The sequence below is a fragment of the Nocardia inohanensis NBRC 100128 genome (genome assembly GCF_001612945.1).
Classification (GTDB): Bacteria; Actinomycetota; Actinomycetes; order Mycobacteriales; family Mycobacteriaceae; genus Nocardia; species Nocardia inohanensis.
In genome coordinates this window covers 173,818-197,672 of sequence record NZ_BDBK01000012.1, presented here as the reverse complement: position 1 = coordinate 197,672, position 23,855 = coordinate 173,818, and the positions used below count along the sequence as shown (strand labels likewise).

25 protein-coding genes are annotated in these 23,855 nt (G+C 66.8%); 13 read left to right on the top strand and 12 right to left on the bottom strand.

From position 1 onward, the window contains the following. Positions 1 to 34: 34 nt before the first annotated feature. A complete protein-coding gene (locus NI1_RS23570) occupies positions 35 to 409 on the bottom strand; it encodes a GFA family protein (protein WP_067825297.1) in 375 nt (124 codons plus the stop codon). A 249-nt stretch (positions 410 to 658) separates the two neighbouring features. Here NI1_RS23570 and NI1_RS23565 point away from each other — a divergent pair, with 249 nt between their 5' ends. From NI1_RS23565 to NI1_RS23540, 6 genes are all read left to right on the top strand, one after another. Beyond that, positions 659 to 1,174, top strand: a complete 516-nt coding sequence (locus tag NI1_RS23565; RefSeq protein WP_067824723.1) for a P-loop nucleotide/nucleoside kinase family protein — start codon at positions 659 to 661, stop codon at positions 1,172 to 1,174. A gap of 227 nt (positions 1,175 to 1,401) precedes the next feature. Further along, complete coding sequence (locus tag NI1_RS23560; protein WP_067824721.1) at positions 1,402 to 2,001, top strand: hypothetical protein; 600 nt, start codon at positions 1,402 to 1,404, stop codon at positions 1,999 to 2,001. A 369-nt stretch (positions 2,002 to 2,370) separates the two neighbouring features. Continuing rightward, positions 2,371 to 3,144 carry a class III extradiol ring-cleavage dioxygenase family protein gene (locus NI1_RS23555; RefSeq protein WP_245663373.1) on the top strand — a complete coding sequence of 258 codons (774 nt, stop codon included), beginning with the start codon at positions 2,371 to 2,373 and terminating at the stop codon, positions 3,142 to 3,144. 418 nt (positions 3,145 to 3,562) lie between these two features. Further along, positions 3,563 to 3,865 carry a DUF6342 family protein gene (locus tag NI1_RS23550; protein ID WP_067824719.1) on the top strand — a complete coding sequence of 101 codons (303 nt, stop codon included), beginning with the start codon at positions 3,563 to 3,565 and terminating at the stop codon, positions 3,863 to 3,865. A gap of 38 nt (positions 3,866 to 3,903) precedes the next feature. After that, positions 3,904 to 4,206 (top strand): DUF6342 family protein, encoded by a 303-nt coding sequence (locus NI1_RS23545; RefSeq protein WP_067824717.1) that lies wholly within the window; start codon positions 3,904 to 3,906, stop codon positions 4,204 to 4,206. A gap of 30 nt (positions 4,207 to 4,236) precedes the next feature. Then, on the top strand, positions 4,237 to 4,539 hold the full coding sequence (locus NI1_RS23540; protein WP_067824715.1) for a DUF6342 family protein: 303 nt from the start codon (positions 4,237 to 4,239) through the stop codon (positions 4,537 to 4,539). A gap of 84 nt (positions 4,540 to 4,623) precedes the next feature. Here the strand turns inward: NI1_RS23540 and NI1_RS23535 are convergent, their stop codons facing one another. Then, positions 4,624 to 5,499: an NAD-dependent protein deacetylase gene (locus tag NI1_RS23535; RefSeq protein ID WP_067824713.1), complete on the bottom strand. Its 876-nt coding sequence runs from the start codon at positions 5,497 to 5,499 to the stop codon at positions 4,624 to 4,626. A 132-nt stretch (positions 5,500 to 5,631) separates the two neighbouring features. Between NI1_RS23535 and NI1_RS23530 the strand changes: the two genes are divergently transcribed. Further along, positions 5,632 to 6,429, top strand: coding sequence for an SDR family oxidoreductase (locus NI1_RS23530; protein WP_067824711.1), 798 nt, complete (start codon positions 5,632 to 5,634; stop codon positions 6,427 to 6,429). A gap of 6 nt (positions 6,430 to 6,435) precedes the next feature. Here NI1_RS23530 and NI1_RS23525 read toward each other — a convergent pair whose 3' ends face one another. After that, complete coding sequence (locus tag NI1_RS23525; protein WP_067825293.1) at positions 6,436 to 7,434, bottom strand: 1-aminocyclopropane-1-carboxylate deaminase/D-cysteine desulfhydrase; 999 nt, start codon at positions 7,432 to 7,434, stop codon at positions 6,436 to 6,438. A 67-nt stretch (positions 7,435 to 7,501) separates the two neighbouring features. On the opposite strand from NI1_RS23525, the gene NI1_RS23520 reads away from it, so the two are divergent. The 3 genes from NI1_RS23520 (at position 7,502) to NI1_RS23510 (ending at position 10,808) form a co-directional block, all read left to right on the top strand. Further along, positions 7,502 to 8,380: a Gmad2 immunoglobulin-like domain-containing protein gene (locus tag NI1_RS23520; RefSeq protein ID WP_245663372.1), complete on the top strand. Its 879-nt coding sequence runs from the start codon at positions 7,502 to 7,504 to the stop codon at positions 8,378 to 8,380. 247 nt (positions 8,381 to 8,627) lie between these two features. Beyond that, on the top strand, positions 8,628 to 9,491 hold the full coding sequence (locus NI1_RS23515) for an SDR family NAD(P)-dependent oxidoreductase (protein WP_067824707.1): 864 nt from the start codon (positions 8,628 to 8,630) through the stop codon (positions 9,489 to 9,491). A 21-nt stretch (positions 9,492 to 9,512) separates the two neighbouring features. Further along, positions 9,513 to 10,808 carry a phytoene desaturase family protein gene (locus NI1_RS23510; RefSeq protein WP_067824705.1) on the top strand — a complete coding sequence of 432 codons (1,296 nt, stop codon included), beginning with the start codon at positions 9,513 to 9,515 and terminating at the stop codon, positions 10,806 to 10,808. A gap of 10 nt (positions 10,809 to 10,818) precedes the next feature. Here NI1_RS23510 and NI1_RS23505 read toward each other — a convergent pair whose 3' ends face one another. Beyond that, positions 10,819 to 11,466, bottom strand: a complete 648-nt coding sequence (locus NI1_RS23505; RefSeq protein ID WP_067824703.1) for a TetR/AcrR family transcriptional regulator — start codon at positions 11,464 to 11,466, stop codon at positions 10,819 to 10,821. A gap of 92 nt (positions 11,467 to 11,558) precedes the next feature. Here NI1_RS23505 and NI1_RS23500 point away from each other — a divergent pair, with 92 nt between their 5' ends. Then, a complete protein-coding gene (locus tag NI1_RS23500) occupies positions 11,559 to 13,025 on the top strand; it encodes a cytochrome P450 (RefSeq protein WP_084523590.1) in 1,467 nt (488 codons plus the stop codon). Here the strand turns inward: NI1_RS23500 and NI1_RS23495 are convergent, their stop codons facing one another. Continuing rightward, complete coding sequence (locus NI1_RS23495) at positions 13,026 to 14,030, bottom strand: TY-Chap domain-containing protein (RefSeq protein WP_067824701.1); 1,005 nt, start codon at positions 14,028 to 14,030, stop codon at positions 13,026 to 13,028. Positions 14,031 to 14,154: 124 nt separating this feature from the next. Between NI1_RS23495 and NI1_RS23490 the strand changes: the two genes are divergently transcribed. Further along, a complete protein-coding gene (locus NI1_RS23490; RefSeq protein WP_067824699.1) occupies positions 14,155 to 14,946 on the top strand; it encodes a phosphatidylethanolamine N-methyltransferase family domain-containing protein in 792 nt (263 codons plus the stop codon). On the opposite strand, the gene NI1_RS23485 is transcribed toward NI1_RS23490, so the two are convergent. The 5 genes from NI1_RS23485 to NI1_RS23465 form a co-directional block, all read right to left on the bottom strand. Beyond that, entirely contained in the window at positions 14,943 to 16,214 is a 1,272-nt protein-coding gene (locus NI1_RS23485) for a sensor domain-containing diguanylate cyclase (RefSeq protein WP_067824697.1), read from the bottom strand. The genes NI1_RS23490 and NI1_RS23485 overlap by 4 nt on opposite strands. A gap of 37 nt (positions 16,215 to 16,251) precedes the next feature. Next, entirely contained in the window at positions 16,252 to 17,061 is an 810-nt protein-coding gene (locus NI1_RS23480) for an SAM-dependent methyltransferase (RefSeq protein WP_067824695.1), read from the bottom strand. Between the two features lie 114 nt (positions 17,062 to 17,175). Continuing rightward, entirely contained in the window at positions 17,176 to 17,955 is a 780-nt protein-coding gene (locus NI1_RS23475; RefSeq protein ID WP_067825289.1) for a M50 family metallopeptidase, read from the bottom strand. 52 nt (positions 17,956 to 18,007) lie between these two features. Beyond that, positions 18,008 to 19,879, bottom strand: a complete 1,872-nt coding sequence (locus NI1_RS23470) for an arabinofuranosyltransferase AftB family protein (protein ID WP_501193570.1) — start codon at positions 19,877 to 19,879, stop codon at positions 18,008 to 18,010. A 179-nt stretch (positions 19,880 to 20,058) separates the two neighbouring features. Continuing rightward, the gene (locus NI1_RS23465; protein ID WP_157535285.1) at positions 20,059 to 20,985 is read right to left on the bottom strand and encodes a terpene synthase family protein; all 927 of its coding nucleotides are present in this window, start codon (positions 20,983 to 20,985) and stop codon (positions 20,059 to 20,061) included. 586 nt (positions 20,986 to 21,571) lie between these two features. Between NI1_RS23465 and NI1_RS38110 the strand changes: the two genes are divergently transcribed. Further along, a complete protein-coding gene (locus NI1_RS38110) occupies positions 21,572 to 21,805 on the top strand; it encodes a hypothetical protein (RefSeq protein ID WP_157535284.1) in 234 nt (77 codons plus the stop codon). 34 nt (positions 21,806 to 21,839) lie between these two features. On the opposite strand, the gene NI1_RS23455 is transcribed toward NI1_RS38110, so the two are convergent. Then, the gene (locus NI1_RS23455; RefSeq protein WP_067824688.1) at positions 21,840 to 22,526 is read right to left on the bottom strand and encodes a response regulator transcription factor; all 687 of its coding nucleotides are present in this window, start codon (positions 22,524 to 22,526) and stop codon (positions 21,840 to 21,842) included. Further along, a complete protein-coding gene (locus NI1_RS23450; RefSeq protein ID WP_067824686.1) occupies positions 22,523 to 23,743 on the bottom strand; it encodes a sensor histidine kinase in 1,221 nt (406 codons plus the stop codon). The genes NI1_RS23455 and NI1_RS23450 overlap by 4 nt, the downstream gene beginning before the upstream one ends. Between the last annotated feature and the right edge of the window lie 112 nt (positions 23,744 to 23,855).

The following is a 23,855-nucleotide window of genomic DNA, read 5'->3' as shown; positions in this document are numbered from 1 at the left end:
CTTTGTGCTTGTCGTAGATCATGCACCCCCGCAGTCATGTCAACGGGGGAAGCCACGAGACTGCGTTCTGAGCAAAGCTCTGCCGGACCGGTACAAGGCCGGCTTGATCGTCCAACGCCATCATCGTGACCCCGATTAGCCCGGCCTCATCCCCCTTGGACGCCATGGTTGATCCGCACAGCGGGCAGAATCCTCGACATACCTGGGGGAACGTCTCGAACCAGGTGGGCTCCCCACCGGCACCGGTCCACTCGAATCCCTCTTCTGGGAAAGACACCCAGGACATCACCGGCGCGCCCGACAGTCGCTGGCAATGCGTACACGAACACAGATGTGGGAAGTCCGGGTCTCCGGTCGCGGAGAACCGAATATTGCCGCAGAGACAGCCGCCAGTCAGGGTCTGTGACATCCCGCGAATCTTAGCCAGCCGCACCGACAACCAATCCATGACCGACTGCAACCAACATGCTCAACTCGGAAATATAGTGCGTGCCGGGCTGTGCTCATCCGAGGCGGTTCCGTCGAGATCACGGCAACCCTCACCGTCGATGCCCTACATCTCGTTGCAGTTCACCAAGACCCAGCCGCCGGAACGTTCACCTGGGATCTGATATCCACCCGACAACCACGATCGATCGAGGGTCATAAGATCAGCCGTATGGCAGTCGGAACAGCTTCTCTGGTGGTGTTCGCCGGCCTACCGGGATGCGGGAAGACCACGTTGGCCCGTGCCCTCGCCGACGAGGTGGGAGCGACATTCCTGCGTATCGACACCATCGAGGCGGCGATCGTGTCGACGTTGATGCCGTTCGAGGAAAACCCGGTCGGCTATGTCGCCGCGGCGTGGGTAGCCGAAGACCAACTGCGGGGCGGGCGTTCGGTGGTCATCGATGCCTGCAACAACATCGAGGCGGCTCGGAATACGTGGGGCGACCTCGCCCGCCGATCGAATGTAGGGCTGCACTGGGTCGAGGTGATCTGCTCCGATGCGGTCGAACATCGTCGCCGTGTGGAGGCACGCACTCCCGACTGGCCGGGACAAGCCAACCCGACCTGGACACAGGTGCGAGCTCGGCGCTGGGAGCCCTTTACCGAGCCTCGGATTCTCATCGACAACATCGGCTCCGCCGCAGCCAACGTTGCCGACATCCGCGCAGGGTTGCGCAGGAACTGAATCCCCGGCGTTCACATTGAAAAGCATTGGAGGCCAATTAGTTCGGACAGTTGGTTCGCGTCTGCCACGGCAGGCAGTTTCGTCCTCGCTCGTTCGGCGGTGCGCTCACCAGTCAGGGGATCGAGGGGAACGCGCCTGACTTGGTCGTTGGGGCCAAGTCGACGAACAACGCGATGGTGCCGACGCTGCTAGGTTCGAAAGTGATTTCCGCCGACCGGGGAGAGGCTATGACCGGCGAACCTGTGACGACACTGCATGATTACCAGCTGTCGATGCTGCACGTGATGTGCAGGACCGCTCCGGCGCACGCCGCGGATCTGCTCGATCGCATCGGCGCCACGCAAGCCGACACAGAGATCGCCGACAAGCGCTGGTGGTGGGCGGATGCGGTGAACAACTTCGAATCGCTCGCCGAATACGAGACGGCCTGGGGTACACCGGAATCGAAGAATCCGCACCCGGAGGGGTCGCATATCGCTCGATTTGCCCGCTGGGATCTGTCGTTCTGGCCTGGCCTGCAGATCGAACTGATGGAGATCCCACGCAAACCCGGTCCGGTCTTTCGGCGGCTCATCCGCAGATCCGGACTTCGACTGCCATGCCTGGAAACGGTCGCGGACCTGACACCGTGGGCGTGTACCCAGGAAGAATTCGAGAACACCGAGCTGGGGCCGTTCCATCACTTCGATGGTTTCGGAGACCACCACGTTCTCATCGACTTCGACGCTACCGATCCCGAATCGGGACGCCGACGCTCCTGCACCGCACACTTCGAGTGGGGTCTGCTGCAGTCGGTGAAGGGCGGGGCCATGAACCCGGAGGCGTGAAAACCCTTCGGCTGCACCGATTCACGTTCGATGGACGACCTCATCCTGGCCGTCCTGGAGATCGCGACGGAAGGTCACAGGCAGTGGCTCCGACGCGGTAGGTGAATACCAGCGATGGCACGCGCGGCTACATGGCCTGTGATTCGCGCGATCCTGATACGCCGGGGTGCTTCGCCTTCTTTCCAGAGCTCTCTGACGGAAGCCTTCCGGATCGTTGTCGTGCTCTCCATACCGCGATCACCGTCGCCGAAATCGAGCACATCGCCACAGAGCTCTCGCGCCACCGTGTCGCGCCGGCTGCAAGCTCCGGGTGCCGTGTCCGCGGTGCGTCTGTCAAGGTGGTGAGGATCATGATCGTTAGGAGTAGTTGTGCCTCTGATCTCGGCCGCGATGTGCCCGCATCCGATGATGTTGATTCCAGATGTGGCGGGTAAGGCTTCGCGTAAATGGGGCAAGTTGCGCTCCGCGTGTACGGAATCGGTTCAGCAGCTTGGGATCCCGGTGTACAACACGTTGCGTGAGTCCACTACACCTGCTGCCAGGGCGGCGGAGCTGGTTGTGATTGTGGGCGGTGACCATGGAACCAGGACATTCGATCCGGCCGGTGCTTACGGGAGTTTGTTGGCGCAGGGCATTTGCTGGGAGTACGGATGGGAGGGATTCGGTGAGCCGCAGCCGCTCCCGTTGTCGTTGACGCTCGGGTATTGGTTGATGCTCACCGGTAAAGGGGAAGGGCTGATGACCGCGGACGTTGTGTACCAGGCAATCGCATTCAACGCATCACCTCGGGAGTGCTTGTTGCTCGGGCGGGAGCTGGCGGGGCGGGCGGAGCGGGTTGCCATGCTCGTGATGGGCGAGGGATTGACGAGTATGGCCGCTGCGGAGCGACGGCGCAATCGAAATCGCGCTCAGCTGTGTGACAGTGAGGTGAGACGGGCACTGGCACAGGCTGATTCGGATGCGCTCGCACGTCTGGACCCGAGAGGACTCCGGATGACCGCGACTGGCCGGGCGGCCTGGCAGGTGTTGGCAGGAGCAGCGATCGGGCACCGCTTCCAGGGGCGGCTGCACACCGGTTCGGCCTGGCGTGCGGAGTATTTCGTGGCGAGCTGGATTCGACGCCCTGATGTCATGGGGCGTTGATCCTCCGGACTCGGGCTCTCACGCTGTATTCGGTTCCAGCAGAGCAGGTCTGGTCGGCGAGAGGACATCATGGAGGGGTCGTCGGCCTCGCCTCTGTGCACGACGTGGATCGCGAGGTTGCGATCGCTATGCGGGCTACCGGTGGATGTAGCGGCGAGCGGCGGTGGATTTACGCCGATACGGTGCGTGAGTACTGACGTCATTCTGAAACAAAGGGACTGGTTTCTCTATTTCTCATCCGGGACGTGAATGGGTGGGATGATGCGGTCACTTGTTCAAAAGTGTCTCCGGGGTAGATTTGCGGGCCTATACTGATGAGCATCAGAGCAGGCCACTCGTGCCGCCTAATCCTTGGAGCAATGGTGCTTCGCCCGAGCGCCGGGGACAAGCCTCGGAATTCTGAGGAAGGTGATGAATCATGCCCGATGTTGATTTGGGGCTGGCAACCGACTGGGAGGACGGGGAGATGCATGGCCTCGTCAAATTGCGGCAGAACCAGCGTTATCCTAATTCGGCCAAGAAGGATGTGCTGATCAGTGGGCCGGTCGGTATGGAGTTGTCGGTCAATACCAACTTGGAGGTCACGCAGGATTCGGACAAGATCTTCTTCACTACGTTCGTTGGGGGAACGAAGAAGATAATCGCGATTTTGGATTCCGACGGGAAGCTTTTCATTGCCGGGCGCCTGTATCAGAACTGCACGGATCTCAAGTACACGTAGTAGCCCGAGAGATCTGGCTTTCAAGGAAGGTGAACCTCATGGCCGACATCGATCTGGGCCTGGCAACCGATTGGCAGGAGGGTGACACGCACGGCCGCGTCAAGCTGTCGCAGAACCAGTGCTATCCGACCTCTCCGAAAAGGGATGTTCTCATCAGTGGGCCGAACAGTATCGAACTGTCGATCAACACTGATTTGAATTCGACTCAGGAGGCAGACAAGGTCTTCTTCACGACTTATTGGGGGGAGACGAAGAAGATCGTCGCCATATTGGATTCCAGTGGCAATCTCTACATCGCCGGCCGCTTGAATCAAGGGCAGACCAACCTCGGCTACCAGTAGCCGTCCTATTTATCGAGGAAAGTGATCACAATGGCGGATATCGACTTGGGTATTGCGTCCGACGGTAGTTCGGGCGATACGCACGGCCGGGTGAAGTTGAAGCAGAATGAGTATTATCCGCAGTCGCCTCGGAAGGATGTGCTCATCAGCTCACCATCGAGTATCGAACTGTCGGTCAATACCAACTGGAGCACCAGTCAGGAGGCTAACAAGTTCTTCTTCACCACATACCACGGGAGTTCGAAGAAGATCATCGGCATGCTGGACTCCATGGGAAATCTCTCCATCGCTGGAACCATAACCGAACAAGCCGCTGATCTGAAGTACAGGTAATCCGTGTAATTCGATAACCGGCTACCCGGGTGCCGGCCCGCTCGACCTTCGGGCGGGATCCGGCCTCGGTGGGTCGCTAGGGGACTACCTGGAATATTTGGGCGCGGTTGCGTCAGTTCGGTTGGGTGCAAGGGCTTCGGCGAGGGCGGTGAGGGTGGGGGCGCAGCCGGAGTCGAGGGTGAGGGTGGCCAGGGCGTCGGCTCGGGTCGGGCCGCGGTTGATTATTACTACGGGGCGGGCGGTTTTGGCGGCGTGGCGGGCGAAGCGGAGGCCGGACATGACGGTCAGTGAGGAGCCGATTACGAGGAGGGCTTCGGCGGCGTCGACCATGGCGTAGGCGGCTTCTACTCGGGGTTTGGGGACTGGTTCGCCGAAGTAGACGATGTCGGGTTTGAGGAGGCCGTTGCAGCGGAGGCAGTCGACCATGCGGAAGGTGGCGGTTTCGGGGATGGCGGCGTCGGCGTCGGGGGCTACTTCGAGGCCGTCGATGGGGTGGGCTGCGGCGAAGCCGGGGTTGGCGGCTTCGAGGCGGTCGGCGAGGGTCAGGCGGGAGGTGAGGTCGTTGCAGGACAGGCAGCGGACTCGGAGGTAGATGCCGTGTAGGTCGATTACGGCGCGGTGGCCTGCTTTGGTGTGCAGGAGGTCGACGTTCTGGGTGATCAGGCCGGTGACTATGCCTGCGCGTTCCAGCTGGGTGAGGGCACGGTGGGCGGGGTTGGGGCGGGCGGCGTCCATGAACCGCCAGCCGACGTGATTGCGGGCCCAATAGCGTTGGCGGAAGACCGGATCGGCGACGAACTGCTGGTAGGTCATGGGGGTGCGGGGTTTGGCGTGGGGACTGCGGTAGTCGGGGATGCCGCTGTCGGTGGAGATGCCCGCACCGGTCAGGACCGCGATGCGCCGGCCCGCGAGCAGGTCGCACAGGCGGGTCAGGTCCGAGGTGGGGGCGGAGACGGGCATGAGGACAGGGTACGAAACGCGGGGCGGTGTGTGGCCGGTCACACCGCGTCACACCGGCGGGAGGCATCTCGTCTTCGAGGTAGGACGCCGGGAGCACGGCGTCGCGGGCTCGGCGACAAGGAGTTGATCATCATGGCGCAGACGGTTCTGGTCACCGGTGGAACGGGGACGCTGGGTAAGCAGGTGACGCCGCTGCTGCTGGATGCCGGGGTGACGGTGCGGGTGCTGAGCCGGACCGCGCGTACCGCCGACGGCATCGAATATGTGGCGGGGGATCTGGAGACGGGGGAGGGGATCGCGGCGGCGGTGGCCGGCGTGGACACCATCCTGCATCTGGCGGGGAGCCAGAAGGGGGACGGGGACAAGGCGCGCACGCTGGTCGAGGCGGTGCGTAATTCCGGCGCGGCGCCGCACCTGGTGTACATCTCGGTGGTCGGGGCGGAGCGGGTGCCGGTCGAAAGTGCTTTGGACAAGGCGATGCTCGGCTACATGTCCTCCAAGCGGGACGCCGAGCTGGTGGTGGAGCAGTCGGGTCTGCCGTGGACCACGTTGCGCGCCACCCAATTCCACGATCTGCTGTTCACCATGATGGGCCCGCTCAGCAAGCTGCCGGTGGTGCCCGCCTTCGACTTCCGGTTCCAGCCGATCGAAACCGCCGAGGTGGCAGCACGTTTGGTGGAGCTGACCCTCGGCGAGCCGCAGGGGCTGGTGCCGGACATCGCGGGGCCCAAGGTCTACACGATGAAAGAGCTGGTGCGCGGATACCTGGACGCGGTCGGCAAGCAGCGGCCGATCATCACCATCAAGACGCCCGGTAAGGCGGCGCGCGCCTACAAGGAGGGCGGCAACCTCAACCTCGATCGCGCGGTCGGCGTGCGCACCTGGGAAGAGTTCCTGGCGGCGAAACTCGCCGCACCGGCGCACGCCTGAACGCGGTCAGCGGGGCCCGTTGGTATTGAGGTAGACGACGGGCCCGGGAGTCAGCCGGTGATGGGCGTCGAGGTCGAGCAGCGCGGCCATGGCCTTGGCGGTGTAGACCGGCTCCAGAGTGAGATGCTCGAGGTCGGCGGAGAGCGTCTGCGCGGTGCGGGCCTCGGGTGTGGGCTGACCGTAGCCGGGCCCCAGCCAATCGGTGACGATGTCGAGATTGGCTGTGCGGGTGACGGTTTCGGGGATGTTCGCACCGCGGGCGCGGAGCAGGTTCGCGGTGCGGGTGGCCAGCCTGTTCAGCGTCGGTTCGTCGAGCCGCAGGGTGTCGTTGACGACCACGCCGACCGCGCGGGTGGCCAGCCCCGCCAGGCGGAGACCCAGCGACAGACCCGCCACCGTGCCGCCCGAGCCCACCGCGGTCACGATATGCGATGGTTCGGGCAGCTCGCCCGCGCGAACCTGGGCGGCCAGTTCCAGTGCGGCCTCGACGTATCCGAGCGCACCGACCGGTGAGGAACCCCCGGCGGGCAGCAGGTAGGGCGGTGTCCGCCCGGAGAAACCGCGAGCCAGCAGGTACGGCGCGGCCAGCACGGTCCGCAGCTTGGTGTGGGTGAAATGCAGCTGCGCGCCGGATGCCCGCAGCCGCTCCAATTGCCGGCGCACATGCTCGTCGACCGGCTGATCCACCAGTGCCAGTACGGTTTTCAGGCCCTGCTCCCGCCCGTACAGCGCGGTCGCCAGGCCCCAATTGGTGCCGAGCCCGCCCACCGTGACAATGGTGCGCCGGCCCAGCCGCCGCGCGTCGGGCAGCAGCCACTCCAGTTTGCGGACCTTGTTGCCGCCCCAGCCGCCGTCGCCGAAGACGCTGTCGTCCTTGACCCAGAGCTCGGAGCCGGTGGTGTCGAGGGAGGTCAGGCGGCGCACCGGGGTGGGGGCGGCGTTGAGCGCGAGGTGCGGAAGGGTGTCCGCCAGTGCGGGGTAGAGCTGGTGCAGGTATGGCGTCACCACTCCAACATATCGACTGTCCAGTACTGCGACGAGTGTGGCGGGACGGAATCGGGCATGCTGGATCATGAGCACCGAATCCCAGCCGCCCGGACGTCGGCCGGCGACACCGGCGCTGGTGATCGCCGCCGTAGCGGTGGTACTGGCCCTCGCGGTGACGCTGTATTTCACGATGATCCGCGACAGCGGCGACGAATCGACCGGTACCGCGACGACCACCGGGCAGAGCACCGACCGCACCGTCACCACCTCGGGCAACGGGCCCGCGCCCGGGCAGGCATCGAGCACCACGGTGCCGACCGCCACCGGCGGCACCGGGCCGACCACCGCCTCCGGCCCGAAAACCTTCGCCTTCCAGCCGCTCTGGCCCTTCGCCGACGCCGCGGCGGCAGCCGAATGGCAGCGCTCCTACCGTGACGGCGGCCATCAACCCTGGCATCTGGAACCCGCCGCCACGGCTTCGAGCTTCACCACCGGCTACCTGGGCTACACCGGCGTGGACCAGGTCCTGCAAACCACCGTGCGCGGCGACGAAGCCTGGGTCACAGTCGGTTTCGCCAATCCGAACGCGGTCCCGGTGCCCGCGGCCATGCTGCACCTGGCCAAGCTCGGCAATGGTGACGACGCGCCGTGGGAGGTCGTCGGTACCGAAGACCGCACCCTGAGCCTCACCTCGCCCGGATACGGCGCGCGGATCACCTCACCGGTCACGATCGCCGGACGGATCACCGGCGTCGACGAGAGCCTGCATTTGCGAATCCTGCAACTGAACGCAACCCGACCGGTCGGTGAGACGAGCGGTGTACCCGCGGGCGGCCAGGACAGCGCGTGGTCGGCCACCGTCCCCTTCACCGCCGCGTGCCCGGGCGCCTTGACCATCGCGGTAGCCACCGGCGGCCATCTCCAGGAGGTGGAGCGCTTCGCCCTCACCGCCGCGCACTGCTGACCACCCGGAGTATTCGGCGGTACAAGGCAATTCGACCCGCATAACGGGCGAGTCGCCGCGTCGAAACGCGTACGGTGGAATCGAAGGAAGGTGACCGCCGTGCACGGACTGGTGGTCGGCAGCGACGAACCACGGTTACCGCGTGTCAGCACCGCGGAACCGGTCCCGCGCACCCCCATCGGCCGAAATCCCCTGTACCGGTGTGTCATTCGACCCTCGCGAAAACCACACTACCGCAGGGAGAATCATGCCTGGCGTGACCGATCGAGTCGTTGTAGTCACCGGTGCGGGCGGCGGTCTGGGCCGCGCCTACGCCCGTTTGCTGGCGCGCGAGGGCGCGCTGGTGGTGGTCAATGACCTCGGCGGCGAACGCGACGGCACCGGCTTCGGCACCGCCATGGCCGACACCGTGGTCGACGAGATCCGCGCCGAAGACGGTGTGGCCGTGGCCAATTACGACAGCGTCGCCACCGTCGACGGCGCGCGCTCGCTGGTCGACACCGCGGTGCGCGAGTTCGGCGCGGTGCACGGCATCGTCAACAACGCGGGCATCCTGCGCGACACCAGCTTCGCCAAGATGAGCGCCGAACAATGGGGAGACGTGCTGCGCGTGCACCTGTTCGGCGCCTACAACGTCACCCAGGCCGCCTGGGGCTACTTCCGCGAACAGGGCTTCGGGCGGGTCGTGATGGCCACCTCCACCTCGGGCCTGTTCGGCAATTTCGGCCAAGCCAATTACGGCGCCGCCAAACTCGGACTGGTCGGGCTGATGAACACCCTCGCCATCGAGGGCCGCAAATACGACATCACGGTCAATGCCGTGGCCCCCATGGCCGCCACCCGGATGACCGCCGATATCGCGCCCGCCGACCTGTTGCAGAAGCTTCCACCCGCCCATGTCGCACCCGTGGTGGGTTACCTGGTCAGTGAGGAGTGTGAGGACACCGGGCTGGTGCTCATCGTGGGCGGCGGCACGGTGCAACGGGTGCAGCTGTTCGCGGGCAAACCGGTGTTGTTTCCGGAGGTGCCCACGGTGGAAGAGGTGCGGGAGAATTGGAGTCGCATCACCGATATGTCCGACGCGCAACCCGGGGTGAACCCCGCGGGCTGAGCTATTTCGAGGAGCCTCGCCATGAGCGAGAACAGTTGGGACGCAGTCGTTGTCGGCGCCGGAGCGGGCGGTTTGTGTGCCGCCGCCAGGCTGGCGCATCTGGGCTATCGAATACTGGTGGCCGAACGCCTGGACCGGGTCGGGGGACGCGCCTCCACCGATATGATCGACGGTTTCACAGTCAACAACGGCGCGATCGTGATCGAGCTCGGCGGGGTGACCGAGCAAACCTTCGCGGAGGTGGGTGCGAAATTCGAAGTGCGACCGGCCGATCCGCCGATTCTGTACCGGATCGGCGGCCGGGACGTGGATGTCACCAGCGGCGGCTGGGGTTTGCTGCTGTCCCAATTGGCGCGGCAGGGCGCGCAGATGCTCGACGAACTCGATACCGACCGGGAAGGTGACACGCCCGGGCGCGAACTCTCCACCGCCGAATGGGTGCGGCGGTACACCAAGAACGAAGCGGTGCAGGGGATCTTCCGCAATATGTGCGGATCGGTCTTCGCCGTCGGCTCCGAGGAACTGCCCGCGCGGGTGTTCCTGAACTACTTCACGCACAAACCGGAGCTGGAGAAGTTCGGGTTCTGCCCGGAGGGGACCATCGGGGTGTGGCGGGCGCTGGCCGAAGCGGTGGAGCGCGACGGCGGCGCGGTCTGGCTGGAGAGCGAGGTGACGCGGCTGCATGTGCGGGACGGGCACATCACCGGCGCGAGCATTCGCCGCGGCGGCGAAACAGTCGACGTCACTTGCCGTTTCGCGATCAGCGATATCGGACCGTCGGCGACGCTGGACCTGGTCGGCCTGGAGCACTTCCCGGCCGATTACGTCGGCACGGTGCTGCAACGCGACCTGCCCAGCGCCATGATCTCGGTCAACTTCGCCAGCCGCGAACCCCTCGTCGAAGCCCCCGGCCTGCTCGGCTTCGCCCGCACCCGAAGACTCTGCTACATCGCCAATTTCACCGCCACCTGCCCGGAGATGGCGCCCGAGGGCTGGCACCTGTACGTGGGCAGCGGCGTCCCCAAACCCTCCGTGGGCGACTTCGACGCCGACGCCGAAACCGCGCTGGTGCTACAGGATCTGCGCGAGCAGATACCCGGATTCGATGCCGCCCGCATCCTGTCCATCAATGTCACCCGCGACGATTGGCCTCCGCAGCGCGCCGTCCCCGGCTACGACCTGCCGCGCGAAACTCCCATCCCGAATCTGTGGAATGTCGGTGACGCGGTGAAGGAGTACACCGACGGCGGCACCAGCGCCTGCGCCGAAACCGCGCGGCAGGTCGCGGCGGAGATTCATCGCCTGGCTAGCGGCTGAGTGGGAGTGCTCAGGCCAGCTTCTCCGCCATGCCGGGCAGCCGGTCCACCATCGCCACCACATAGTCGGCGACGATCTCGATCAACACCGGCCGCTCCACCTTCAGCCCGCCGTCCAGCCACACCAGAATCAACTCCGCGGCACCGCCCGTAATGAGCTGCGCCAGTGCGGTGATCGCGGTGTAGTCGCCTTCGGGAATGTGCAGCAGCAGCCGGGTCTGTTCGATGATCACCTGCGCCACCTTGCGCATGCCCTCGAACCGGCGGCGCATCAGCTCGGCGCTGCCGTACGCCTGCGCGAAGGCGATATTGGCCCGGCGGGGATCGTCGGTGACCGCGATGATCAGCGCCGCCACCCCCGCGCGGATCTTGGTCGCCGGCTCGCCGGGCGTGGCCGCCATGGTGGTGCGCGCCTGCTCCAGCGCCGCCGCCTGCACCTCGTCGAGCAGCGTGCCCGCCAAAGTGTCCAGATCCGGGAAGGATTCGTAGAAGAACCGCGGCCCCACCCGCGCCTGCTCGCACACCCCGCGCACGGTCAGCGCGGCCAGCCCCTGCGTACCGACGATCTCCAGGGCCGCGTCCAGCAGCCGCCGGCGGCGTTGCTCCCGGCGTTCGTCGGTGGAGGTGCCGCGATAGGTCCCCTGAAATGCGCGCGTCACCTTTCCAGCTTCGCACAGAAGTCGGGAAACAACCGTTTACGGAAACATTTGTTTCCGATACCGTGGATGGGTGTCCTGAAGGGAGACCGACGATGAATCTCCTTGCGCCCTCGGATTTCCGGCTACCGGCGTCCCTGCGCGATCCGCATCTGCGCACCCGGCTCAACCGCGGCATCCAGACCCGTGCCGCCGGTGTGCTCGAGCGCTATCCATCCCCGTCGCGGCCGCTGGCCGCGCCCCCGCCCGGTAGTGGATTGCGCCCGGTCATGGGCGATTTCGGTCCGCCGGGCATCGGCCATATCCTGGGCAGCCTGGCCGACCCGATCGGATTCCCGCGCCGGCGACTCGCGCGCTACGGGCCGGTGCATTGGATGGGCGGATTCGGCCGGCCCATCGTCGGAGTGATGGGACCGGCCGCGGTCGAGGACGTGCTGCTGGATCGCCGGCACGTGTTCTCCGCCCAGCAGGGGTGGGAGTTCCTCATCGGGCCGTTCTTCAAGGGCGGAATCCTGTTGCGGGACTTCGAGGAACACGCCTACCACCGGCGCATTCTCCAGCAAGCCTTCACGCGCACCCGGCTGATGGGCTATCTCGCGCTGACCACGCCGCGCATCGTGCGCGGGATCGACGCGTGGCAGCCCGGCCCCGGGTTCCTGCTCTACGACCGGGTGAAGGAGCTGCTGTTGCAGCAGGCCACCGAGGTCTTCGCGGGCGCGGAGCTCGGTCCGGAGGGGACCCGGCTCGCGCGCGCCTTCGAGGACGCGGTGTACGGCGGGGCGGCCATCGTGCGCACGAATCTGCCCGGGGGAGTGTGGCATCGGGGGCTGCGCGGCCGCCGGGTGCTCGAGGAGTACTTCCGCCGGGAACTGCCGAACAAGCGTGCGGGCAACGGCGACGATCTGTTCAGCGTGTTGTGTCACGCGGTCACCGACGACGGGGAATCCTTCGCCGACAAGGACATCGTCGATCACATGATCTTCGTGATGATGGCGGCGCACGACACCAGCACCATCGCCATCTCCATGCTCGGCTACGAGCTGGCCCGGCATCCGGAATGGCAGGAGCGGCTGCGGGCGGAATCGCAGGCGCTGGGTAAACCCACGCTCGACTACGCCGACCTGGACCGGCTGCCCGGTATGGAGCTGGCCTTCCGGGAGATCCTGCGCTTGCACGCCCCCGTGGCGCAGATGGTGCGGAAGTCCATCGCGGACACCGAGATCCAGGGCTACTACATACCGCGCGGCACCATCGTCATGATCGGCCCGCACACCCTCATGCGCACCGCCGAATACTGGCACGACCCGGACGTTTTCGATCCGGAACGCTTCGATGCGTCCCGCGCCGAGGACAAGTCGCACCGCTTCGCCTGGCCCCCGTTCGGCGGCGGCGCGCACAAATGCATCGGCCGGTATTTCGGCGGCATGACCGTCAAGGCCGTGCTGCACCGCATGCTGCTCACCTACCGCTGGAGCGTGCCCGACGGCTACGAGGTACCGCTGGCGGTCGGCACCGGGCCGAAACCCGGTGACGGCCTGCCGATTCGGCTGGAACGGCTCTGATCACCGCACATCGCGCGGGATGCCCAGCTCCACATCCAGATACCGCAGCTCCGGATCGCGGCGGCGGCCGTTGCGGAAGGCCCGGAACACCAGATCCTGCGGATGCCCGACCGAGAACACCTCCCGGAAGGTGGTCACCGTGCGCCGGGGCGCGCCGCGCAATTGCGGGTTGTAGCCCGCCTGGGCCAGTGGCCCCTCCCAGATCAGCGCCGCGCCGCCCGGCACGCTGTGCGGGGCGAAGCTCCAGCCGAGATCCCGCATGCGCCGGTCGAATTCGCCCGCGCCCAGCCCCGCCACATCCCAGCCGCTGGCCTCGTTGAACAATTGCCGCCCGTGCAGGAATTGAATGAAGCACGGGTCCGGCCCGGGATGCGGGGTGCTCAGGTTGATCACGCCGTCCCAGGGCAGCGTGGTCAGCGCCCAGCTCAGCCGCGCCTCGAAATCGGCCCAGTCCGTGCAGGATACGGGCGCGTCGCGTTCGCTGGGACGGTCGGAGACCAGCCCGTGGCCGCCGGGTTCGGGCGCGTCCAGATTCCAGGCGCACAGGCGCAGGGTGTCGGCGTGCAGGCGCATACCCTCGCGCAGCACCGTCACCACCGAATCGGCGATGCGGCGGCGCTGTTCCAGCGGTGCGCCGCGCCGCCAGCCGGTGCCCCATTCGCGTGCCAGCCTCGGTTGCAGGCGCACCCGCTGCACCGCCCGCCACTGCGGATCCGGTGCGCTGGAATCGGATTCCACCGGCAGCGGCACCGGATCCCACACCCCTTCCGGCTCGGCCTGCAAAATCGCCAGCAGTTGCTCGGCGTCCGCGGCGTCGTCGGGCACCGCGATGATGACGTCGATGTCATTGCCCTGCTGCGCGAAATGCACGTGCCGCCCGCTGTGTTCGTCGCGCACCTGGATGAATCGCGGATTCCATTCCAGTCCGGGTTCACCGGTCTCGACGTCCTCCTCCAGGAAATCCGGCATCGACTTCAGCAGCAGTTCCCAACCCTCTGCACCCACTAACGCCTCCCTCCGGGTTCTAGCCAACCTACCCGTCGGTTCTGTCCCATGCCCGGCCACGGGTATCGGACGAGGCCGCCGCCATGGTAGAACCGGTTCTAGTTTTTACGACGAAGGACCACGAATGCACTGGTACACCGGTAACACCGTCTACGACACCGTGTTGACGATCGCGATCGCGTTCACCGCGTTCGTGCTCGTGGGCGGCTTGTTCGCGCAGAGCCCGTACGGCCGCTTCGCCACCGCCAAACTCGGCTTCAACCTGAATCCGAAACTCGGCTGGTGGCTCATGGAGATTCCGGCCACCGTGGTGTTCGCGGTCGCGTACCTGACCGGGCCCCACCGGTTCGAGCCGACATCGCTGGTGCTGGCGGCCATCTGGATTCTGCACTACGCCAATCGCGGATGGTTCTTCCCCCTCTCCATTCGCCAAGTGCCCGGAAAACGAAGCAGTTTCAATGTATCCGTCCTCGGCTTGGGGATGCTCGTCACCTCGCTGCACGGATATCTGAATGGTGCGCTCTTCAGTCATGACTACTTCGGACAGTATGGAACCGAGTGGCTGACCGATCCGCGTTTCCTCATCGGCCTCGTGGTGTACCTGGCCGGTTTCGCGCTGCTGACCAGTTCCGAATCGATCGTGCGGAACCTGCGCGACAAGAACAACCCGGGCGCAACGGAATACAAGATCCCCTACGGGCTCGGATACAAATTCGTCACCAGCCCCACTTATCTCGGTGAGCTACTGGCCTGGGCCGGCTTCGCGCTGCTCACCTGGGCGCTGCCGGGCGTGATCATCTTCCTGATCACCTTCGGCAACCTGGTGCCGCGCGCCTTCGCCACCCACAAGTGGTACCGGGAGAAGTTCGCCGACTACCCGGCCGAGCGAAAAGCCTTGGTGCCGTTCGTGATCTAGCGGCCGTGCCGCAGCGCCTTGTCGCGGTACATGGCGGTGTCGACGGCGTGCATGAGCTCGTCGATGGCGGTGGCATCGGTGTCGACCAGTGCGGTGCCGATGCTCGCGCCGACCCGCACCTCCAGCCCGGCCACATCGAAGGGGCGCTCCAGCGCGCCCAGCAGGCTCTCCGCCACATCGTCCAATTCGCCTCGGCCGGAGCAGTTCTCGACCAGGACGATGAACTCGTCGCCGCCCAGGCGCGCCACCACCGCCTTCTCCGGCAGGGCGGCGCGCAGCCGGGCGGCCACATCGCGGAGCACCTGATCGCCCGCGGTGTGGCCGCGCTGATCGTTGATCTCCTTGAAGCCGTCCAGATCCAGATAGCAGACGCCGACCTGGCCGTCGGCGGCATGCAGGCGGTCGAAGAACAGCAGGCGATTCGGCAGGCCGGTCAGGGAATCGTGATGGGCGTCGTGCCAGAGCTGATCGGAGAGCTGCTTGCGTTCGGTGATGTCGACGGTGACGCCGATGAGAAAACGCGGGGCGCCGATGCTGTCGCGGACCACGGTCATGGACAGGTCCACAATGGTTTCGGTGCCGTCGGGGCGAGCGTGCGCGGTCTCCAGCCGGAAACGATCGACGGTGCCGGAGAGCAGGCGCTGGAATTGCTCGAAAGCCTCGGTGAGGTTCTCCGGGCCCAGGATGTCGGCGACCGAACGGCCCGGCATATCGGCGGCGGGGACGCCGAGCACATCGGCCATGGCCTGATTGACATCCACCACCAGTCCGGTGGTGACATCGATGGTGCCGATACCGACCGACGCGCCCTCGAAGATCGCCTGAAAGCGGGCCTCCGACAACTGTCTTCGCGCTTCGGCCTCGCGGGCGGCGGTCAGCGCGGCCGAGAGGGTGGTCTCGTGCTCGGCCAGGGCCGCGCTGCGCAGGCCCGCGCTGAACTCGGCCGCGAATTCGGCGGCCAGGTCGATGGCGCGCTCGCGCACCGGCCAGTACTCGTCGCAGCCGGGGTCCGGGCAGGCCGCGGTGACCAGGTCCTTGCACAGCACCAGCACCGAGCGGTGCACGGCCAGGGGATCGCGATAGTTCGCGGCGACCAGCGCGGCCGCGGCCTCGCGCGCCGCGGCCATATCGCCGGTGCCGAGCACCGCGTCGAGCAGTCGCGGGGTGATTCCGGTGAGCAGGTCCTCGACCTGATTCCTGGTCAAGGTGGGCGCGACCGAGCCGTCCAGCATGTCGGCCCAGCGCACCGCCAGCTCGTATGCTCCCACCGGTCTCACCCCCTCGTCGCGAACTCGATTCGGCTGCTCAGTCTTTCCGGCCCACACCCGCCAAACCGAGCGAGCGGCCCGGCGTTTCGTGCTGGTCACGATCGGATTCGGGGTGCCACAGCGGCAATTCCACCACACCGGGTTCGACCACGGTCCAGGCGTCGAAGAAGGCGGTGATGTCCGCGCGGGAGCGGAAGTGAATGCCGATCTTGTTCTGCTGGGCGGCATTGTTGCCGAGTTTGGCGGCGTCCTCGGGGCGGGTGGCGGAGGTCAGATGGGAGATGGCGACGTAGCTGCCGGCCGGGACGGCGGCGTGCAGGGCGGTGACCAGCTCGCCCGGGCCCTCCTCGTCGGCGACCAGGTGCAGCACCGCGACCAGCAGCACCGCGACCGGTTGGTCGAGGTCGATCAGGCCGGTGGCCTTGGCCCGGTCGAGCAGGTCGGCGGGTTTGCGCAGATCGGCTTCGAAGGCGTCGGCGCCGTCGTTGCCGCTCAGGATGGTGCGGGCGTGCGCCACCGCCACCGGATCGATATCGGCGTAGAGCACCCGGCAGGCCGGATCCAGCTGCTGCGCGATCTCGTGCACATTGCCCGCGGTCGGGATCCCGGAACCGATGTCCAGGAACTGCCGTACCCCCGAATCCACCAGGTACCGCACCGCCCGGCGCAGGAACGCGCGATTGCTCAAGGCCAGCCGGGGCAGGTCCGGGACCAGCTGCTTGGCCCGCTCGGCGGCCTGGCGATCGACCTCGAAATTATGCGAGCCACCCAGCAGCGCGTCGTACATGCGCGCCGGACTCGCCTGAGTCATGTCCACGCCCTCCGGGGCCCACGCCGGTCTGTCCATTCGAAACCCTCCTGCGACAACGAATCGAACCCGGCCGACTGTCTGGTGGGGCGGGCCCGCCATAGCTCCGGCCGATCCCGTGTACCCGATCACCCGGACGGTGCAGTCCAGATGTTAGCCGCCGTTCTCCAGAACGCTTGCAGCGATACCATTCTCGTTCCAGGGCAGGTCCCGCACATCGGCCAGCAGCAGGCGACCGCCCAGGATCAGCGACCCCACCGCAATCGCGCCGAACACCAGCACCCACAGGATGCCGGGAATGCGGGTGAGCCGGGCCAGCTGATCTGCATCGGAGTTGGGTTCGTGCGCGCGATTGCGCTGCAACTCCACCACCGGCCGCGCCGCCGCCAGCAGCAGGAACCAGGCTGCCAGATACGCCAGCGCGGCCTGTGCGGTATCGGTCCCGAACCACGACACCGCGAACACGATCCCGCCCGTGATCAGCACCGACAGCAGGCCGTACACATTGCGCACCTTGAGCAGGATGATCAGCAGCAGGGCGATGGTCAGCCACAGCATCAACGTGATCCGATGCGCCCCCAGCAGCGCCGCGTACCCCAGCCCCACCAGCGCGGGCGCGGGATATCCGGCGGCGGTCGTCAGAATCATGCCCGGCCCGTACGGTTTCCCGCTCGACACCGTCAGTCCGCTGGTATCGGAGTGCAGCCGGATACTGTTCAACCGGCGCCCGGTCAGCAACGCGGTGAACGCGTGCCCACCCTCGTGCGCGATGGTCACGATATTGCGCAGTAGCCGCCAGGTAGGGCGGAACGCCACCAGTACCAGCGCGACCAAACCCGTCCCCACCACCAACTGCCACGGCGGCGGTGTCTGCGTCCCGGACAACCTCTCCCAGATCGAACTGCCACGTTCGACGAACTCTGCGGTGTTCACCGCCGCAGAGTAGCGGCCGAGGCTGGGAACGACCACCGGATCACGCTTGCTCTCAGCGGGGCGTGACCGGCGGGTCGGGTAAACCGCAGCGCTGGATTTCGTTCTCGGGGACCCGGTCTATGCGGTACCGGGCGTAGATGAGGGACATCCGGAGGTTGCGGGCGAAGCGGGCGGGCGTGAGCGGGGAACGGGTGGCCTCGAGGAGGTCCCGGGTGCGGGGACAGCTGATGGCCGTGTGGATCCGGCTGACCCAGCCTTCGTCGATGAAGCGGGGCATCGCGGGGTTCTTGTCCGTGACCGCGGCATCGACCACGGCCCAGTCGGCATCGAGGTTCTTGTCGTGGCCGATGCGGGCGCCGGGGAAGCGGAAGGTGTGGGCGGCAAGAGGATAGGCCAGGCCCATGGGGTCCAGGACGCGAACGCGCAGTGGCATATTCATGCTGATCATGCCCAGGTTCATGTAGTAGACGGTGTGGGTGGCGGTGGGTCGCGGGGGCGGGATCAGGTGCCAGTTGGTGTAGGAGGGGGAGTTGATGAGCAGGCCGCCGTCGGGGTTGGCGGCCAGCACGCGCAGCATGCCGCGCATGCGCGGGTAGTCCAGGTAGTCCTCGGCGAGGATGGGATGGGCGTGGCCGGTGGTCAGGACGTAGTAGCGACGTTCGTCCGCGATGCCCGTGGCGGTGATGCCGTTGGGAGTGTCGATGGCGGTGGTGCCGGCCGCGAACAGGATCCAGCCGGCGGTGGCGGCGAGGGCCACCGACACGGTGAGCAGGATCGAGTCGGCGCGGCGGGGCAGCGGGAAGACCATGACCGGGAGCAGCAGGCAGAACAGTTGGGGGAGGAGCATGCGGGCGTGCATGAAATCGCCGCCGACCCGGACCTCGTAAACGGTCAGCAGCAGGCCGCCGGCGATCATGAGGGCGACGACCGCCGAGGGGGTGCGCAGCCATCGGCGCACGCGCACAGCGGGTTTCGCACCGGTACTGGGCCGAGCGGCCATCGATAGCTCGATGCGGCCGCGTGCGGTGGCGAGCGCGGCTACGGCCAGCGCGAGCAGCGGCACCCACAACCAGTACGGCCCGATCAGATTCCACAGGTAGTCGCAGCCCTGCCCCCATTTGGCTGCGCTCGCGTCCTTGGCGACGGCCGTATTCGGGTACGGCAGACCGTAATAGCCCATCCGCCAGATCTGATAGCCGACCGGGAGCAGGCCGCCGGCGGTGCCGAGCAGCGCATGGAACGCCCACGGCCGCAGCCGAGTTCGGGGGAGCGGCGCGCACCAGAGCATGAGCAGGGCCGGTGTGCCGAGCAGCGTCATCTCCGGCCGGATCAAGGGTGCGAGCCCGGCCCAGCAGGTGAGGCCGAAAAGGCTTGCCGCGCGCACTGTTCCGGTCTGGCTCCAGCGGATCAGCCACCACCACAGGACCGCGAGCCAGCAGATGACCAGGCTGGACTCCAGTCCCGAGGTGGCGTAGTCGCGGGCCGCGGGAATCGCGATGTAGACGAGAGCGCCTGCGGGCAACAGGAGTTGAAGCCCGCGGCCGCCCCACAGCCGGGCGGAACCGAGCATCGCGAAAAGGATGGCCGCCACCGACAGTGTGAGTGCGAGGAAGAGCGCCACGTACTCCAACCGTGCCTGGGTCAGCCAGCCGAAGAACCAGATGAGGTAGGTCCATGCCGTGCTGGTGTTGACCTCGACGCGTTCACCGGCGTTGAATACCGGCCCGTTGCCGGCCAGCAGATTGCGCACGGTGCGCAGCACGGTCAAGCCGTCGTCGGCGATCCAGCGCCGCTGCCAGCCACCGGCCGCGAAAAGCGCTGCGGTGAGCACGATCCCACCGGCGCGGGCGGTCCGGGGCCATCGCGGGATGCGCGGCGCGAACGTGGGCTGCTCGCCCGCCCTCACGACGGGCGAGCGGGTCAGCGTCACCTATGCGAGCCGATCGCCGACGCGAGCCGGGTGCGCGTACGAGAAGTCACGAAATCCCCCTAACTGGTACGGGCGAACCATATCGCGCCGTGCCAGTCGGGGGCGACCCGCCAATCTTGGCGGCTACCGCGCCGCCGGATCCGGGTCGATGATCTCGGTCCGGGGCCGGCGGATCAGACGGCGATCGCGGGCGGATGGTAGCGGGTGCAGAGTTTGGTCCAGGCGTAGTTGCCGTGCACCCAGGTGCGCAGGCTGCGGGCCACCTTGCGTTCGGCGGGACCGAGATCCGGATGCGCGGTCAGCTCGGCGATCTGGGCGGTCTGCTGGTCCAGCAGTTCGGTGTACAGGGCCACGATATCGTCCAGCGCGACAGTGAGATTGGTGTCGGCGCGCAGGATGGTGACATAGTTGAGCGAGTCGTCTTCCTTGACCGTCGAGTACAGGTCGTTGACGATCGCGCACAGTACGGCGCTCGTCTGCCGGACATCGCGGAACAACCGGACGTGCGCGGGCGCGATCTCACCGTAGGCCAGTTCGATCAGGTCGAACGGGGGGAACAGGCCGATGCTGAAGGTGCGTAGGTACCGGTAGGCCCCGGGGGACGGCATCAGATCCATCTGGCGGTACGGCATCTCGAACAGGCAGCCGTGGAAGAACATCCGCATATCCGTGGCGAACCGGTCCAGCCAGGCCTCACCGGCCAGGCGGGCGCAGCCGTCGCGGAAGTCGCTGAGCGCCAGCAGATATCGGTTGTCGTCCCGCGGCGCCTCGCCGCGCAGCACCCGCTCGCAGGCATCGAACACCTCGATCGCCGCGGTCGGGTCGGTCCCCTCGCCGTAGATGTCGTCGAAGACGAACATCCAGCCGATCAACTTCGCCGCCAGCTCCACCACCTGCACGGGCGCGCCGGGCAGCGCGTAGGCGGCGCAACTCCAGCAACAGGTTCTCTCGAAGTGGCCTCCGGCATCGAGGCCGTACCGTCGCGCCCAGCGCAGCACTTGCTTGCGGACATGATCGACATGTGGGCTCGGAAAGACTTCCTCACGGGGCAGTCGCTCGACCGCCGTCATGATTTCCTTCATCTGGCGCTGTGATTTCATCAGAGTTCCTCCGCATGCGTGGCAGCTATCAGAGGCAGCAGCCGGCGCCGCGAGATTCTGAGTCGCCGGACCGTCCGTCCCTGATTGTCCGCCGAGAAATCCATTGTTTCCCAGCTACGTTCATCAGGGGCCGTAACGCGCTATCGAAGGCGTAACGACCAGCGGCGGATCCCCCGCGGATACCGTTGCTCCGAATTCGCCGAATCGCTTGTGACCCAATGGGTTGCAAGAAGTTCCCGAACGCGGTGGTGAGAGCCGTCCGGTATTCGATCATATCGGGCCGGACCCGCCGGTGGGGAGCAACTTGCCGGTATCGCCGCCCGGGCGGGGCTGAACTCCGCTGCGGCATAAGGAGTTCTGAGATCACGAGCCGCGCGGCCGGTCTCGGATCGGATGCGCCGAGCGGTTCTGGTCCGGTGCGGGGATGATCGCCGACGCATCCGAGATGGACGATCGGCTGAGTTTGCTGAAGTACATGAAGCTGCGAGTGCGAAGCGTTACCCAACCGATGCATCCGCAATGCCCCGAGATCGATCCGCGGCGGGGCGGTGCCCCCTCGGGTCGCGGCCGCGGGCAGAATATGGCCATGGATACCGTCACCGCCTCGGATCTGCGGAGACTGTTGGCCGCAGCGAACCCTGATGCCTGTCTGGTGCTGGCCGAAGGCCGCACGCAAGTCGCCGCCGGGCCCGATGCCCCCGGCCTGGTCCTGGTCGATCGTTCCCAGGTGGAGAAGCGCCTCGGAGCCGATCCCGAGGAATCCGCACTGGTCGAGTACGCCGCCCTGCTGGATTCGGAGCTGCGCATGCAGGGCGGCTGAGCCGGCGCCGACCCGCCCGGCCCGGTCGCGTCGGCTACGGAGTGACGAGACCGGTCCGGTAGGCGATCACCACCAGTTGCGCGCGATCCCGGGCCCCGAGTTTGACCATGGCGTGGCTGACGTGGGTGCGGGCGGTGGCCGGGCTGAGGAAGAGCGCGGCGCCGATCTCGGCATTGCTCAGGCCCTGACCGACCAGCGCCAGCACCTCGCGCTCCCGTTCGGTGAGCACCGAAAGGCGTTGCCCGGCCGCTTGATCCGCGGCGTACTGCGCGGTGAACCGGGCGATGAGGCGACGCGTGACACGGGGCGCGAGCAGGGCGTCACCGGCGGCGACCACGCGGATGCCGTGCAGCAGTTCGGCCGGGCCCGCGTCCTTGAGCAGGAAGCCGCCGGCTCCGGCCCGCAGCGCCTCGAAGACGTGGGCCTCGGTGTCGTAGGTGGTGAGGATGAGGATGTGGACCTCGCGTAATCCGCTGGTGGCGACGATCTCCCGGGTCGCCTGGATGCCGTCCAGCTTCGGCATGCGGATATCCATGAGGACGACGTCGGGACGCAAGACCCGAGCCATCTCCACGGCTTCGAGACCGTTGGTGGCCTCACCGACCACGGCGATATCGTCCTCGGTGTCCAGCAGCAGCCGGAAACCCGAGCGCACCAAGCGTTCGTCGTCGGCGAGCAGGACTTCGATCCGGCGGTCGCGGACATCGGTTCCGTCGTTCACGGCGCCACCGCCGTGGCCGGGGTCAAGGGGAGCCGGGCGGAGACCGTGAATCCGCCGTCCGGGAGTGGGGCCGCGGTCAGCTCGCCGCCCAGTAGCCGGCAGCGCTCGCGCATCCCGGGAATGCCGTACCCGTTCCGGTCCGTGGCGGCCACTGCCGCAGCGGGTTTCGCACCCGGTGTGCGGCCCGCGTCGGTCACCCGGATCTGCACACTCTCCTCCTCATAGCGCAGTGCGACGGTGACGCGGGTCGGGCCGGCATGACGGATCACATTTGTCAGCGATTCTTGCAGGATGCGGTACACGGCGTTCTCGATCGCGGTGGGTATCGGCGCGGGCGGTGCGGGGGTCGCGATTTCGACCTCGAGCCCGGCCGCGCGCGCCCGGTCGGCGAGTTCGCCGACCTGCGCCAACCCGGGATGCGGGACCCGGCCGTCATCGTCGTCGCGCAGCACGCCGAGGACGGCGCGCATCTCGGCCAAGGCCCGGGAACTGGTCTGCTCGATGGTCCGCAAAGCCGCGCGCGCCTGCTCCGGTCGTTTGTCGAGCACGTGCGCGGTGACCCCGGATTGCACATTGATGATGGCGATGGCGTGCGCGACGGTGTCGTGGACTTCGCGGGCGATCCGCAACCGTTCGGCATCGACCCGCGCGCGGGCCTGCTCCTCCCGGGTTCGCTCCGCCAGTGCGGCACGCTCCAACGCCTGGGTCGCGATGATTTTCCGGGAGCGGACGCTCTCGCCGAGCGCGGCGCTCATGATCGACGCGCCGATCCGGAAATACACCCAGCCGATGGCGGCCGGGGGCTCGATATCGGTGGCGGAGATCAGCCAGATCGCGGTCAGCGCAACGATTCCCGACCCGGCGATCAGTAGCGAGCGGTGCCCGTCGCCACGCGCGGTCAGGGTATAGACGGCGACGAACAGCGCCAGCCAGCCGGGGCCGTCCGGGAAATCGAGGGCGTAGTAGACGGCGCTGGCGAGTGCGCTCACCGCGAACACCGTCAACGGCAGGCGGCGGCGCACCAGCAGCGCCGCGCCGGGGAGGAGCAACAGGAGGTAGCCGAGTTGCCCGAGGTCCGACAGCGGGCGCAGCACCGCTTCGGGCTGCCCGCTGTTGCGCACCACGGTGCCCTGCACCTGCATCACCGTGATGAACACCGCCAGCAGCACATCCTGGACCCGGGCGGGCGGGCGTAGCGGCGTCACGCGATCGAGCATGTGGCGATCATAGGGTTCGGGGTGCGGCGTCGACTCCGCTCGAACGCGCGGTCGCCTACGTCCAGAAGCGCGGTTTCGCGCGAATCGGCTACGCCCGATGCCGTACTCGCCG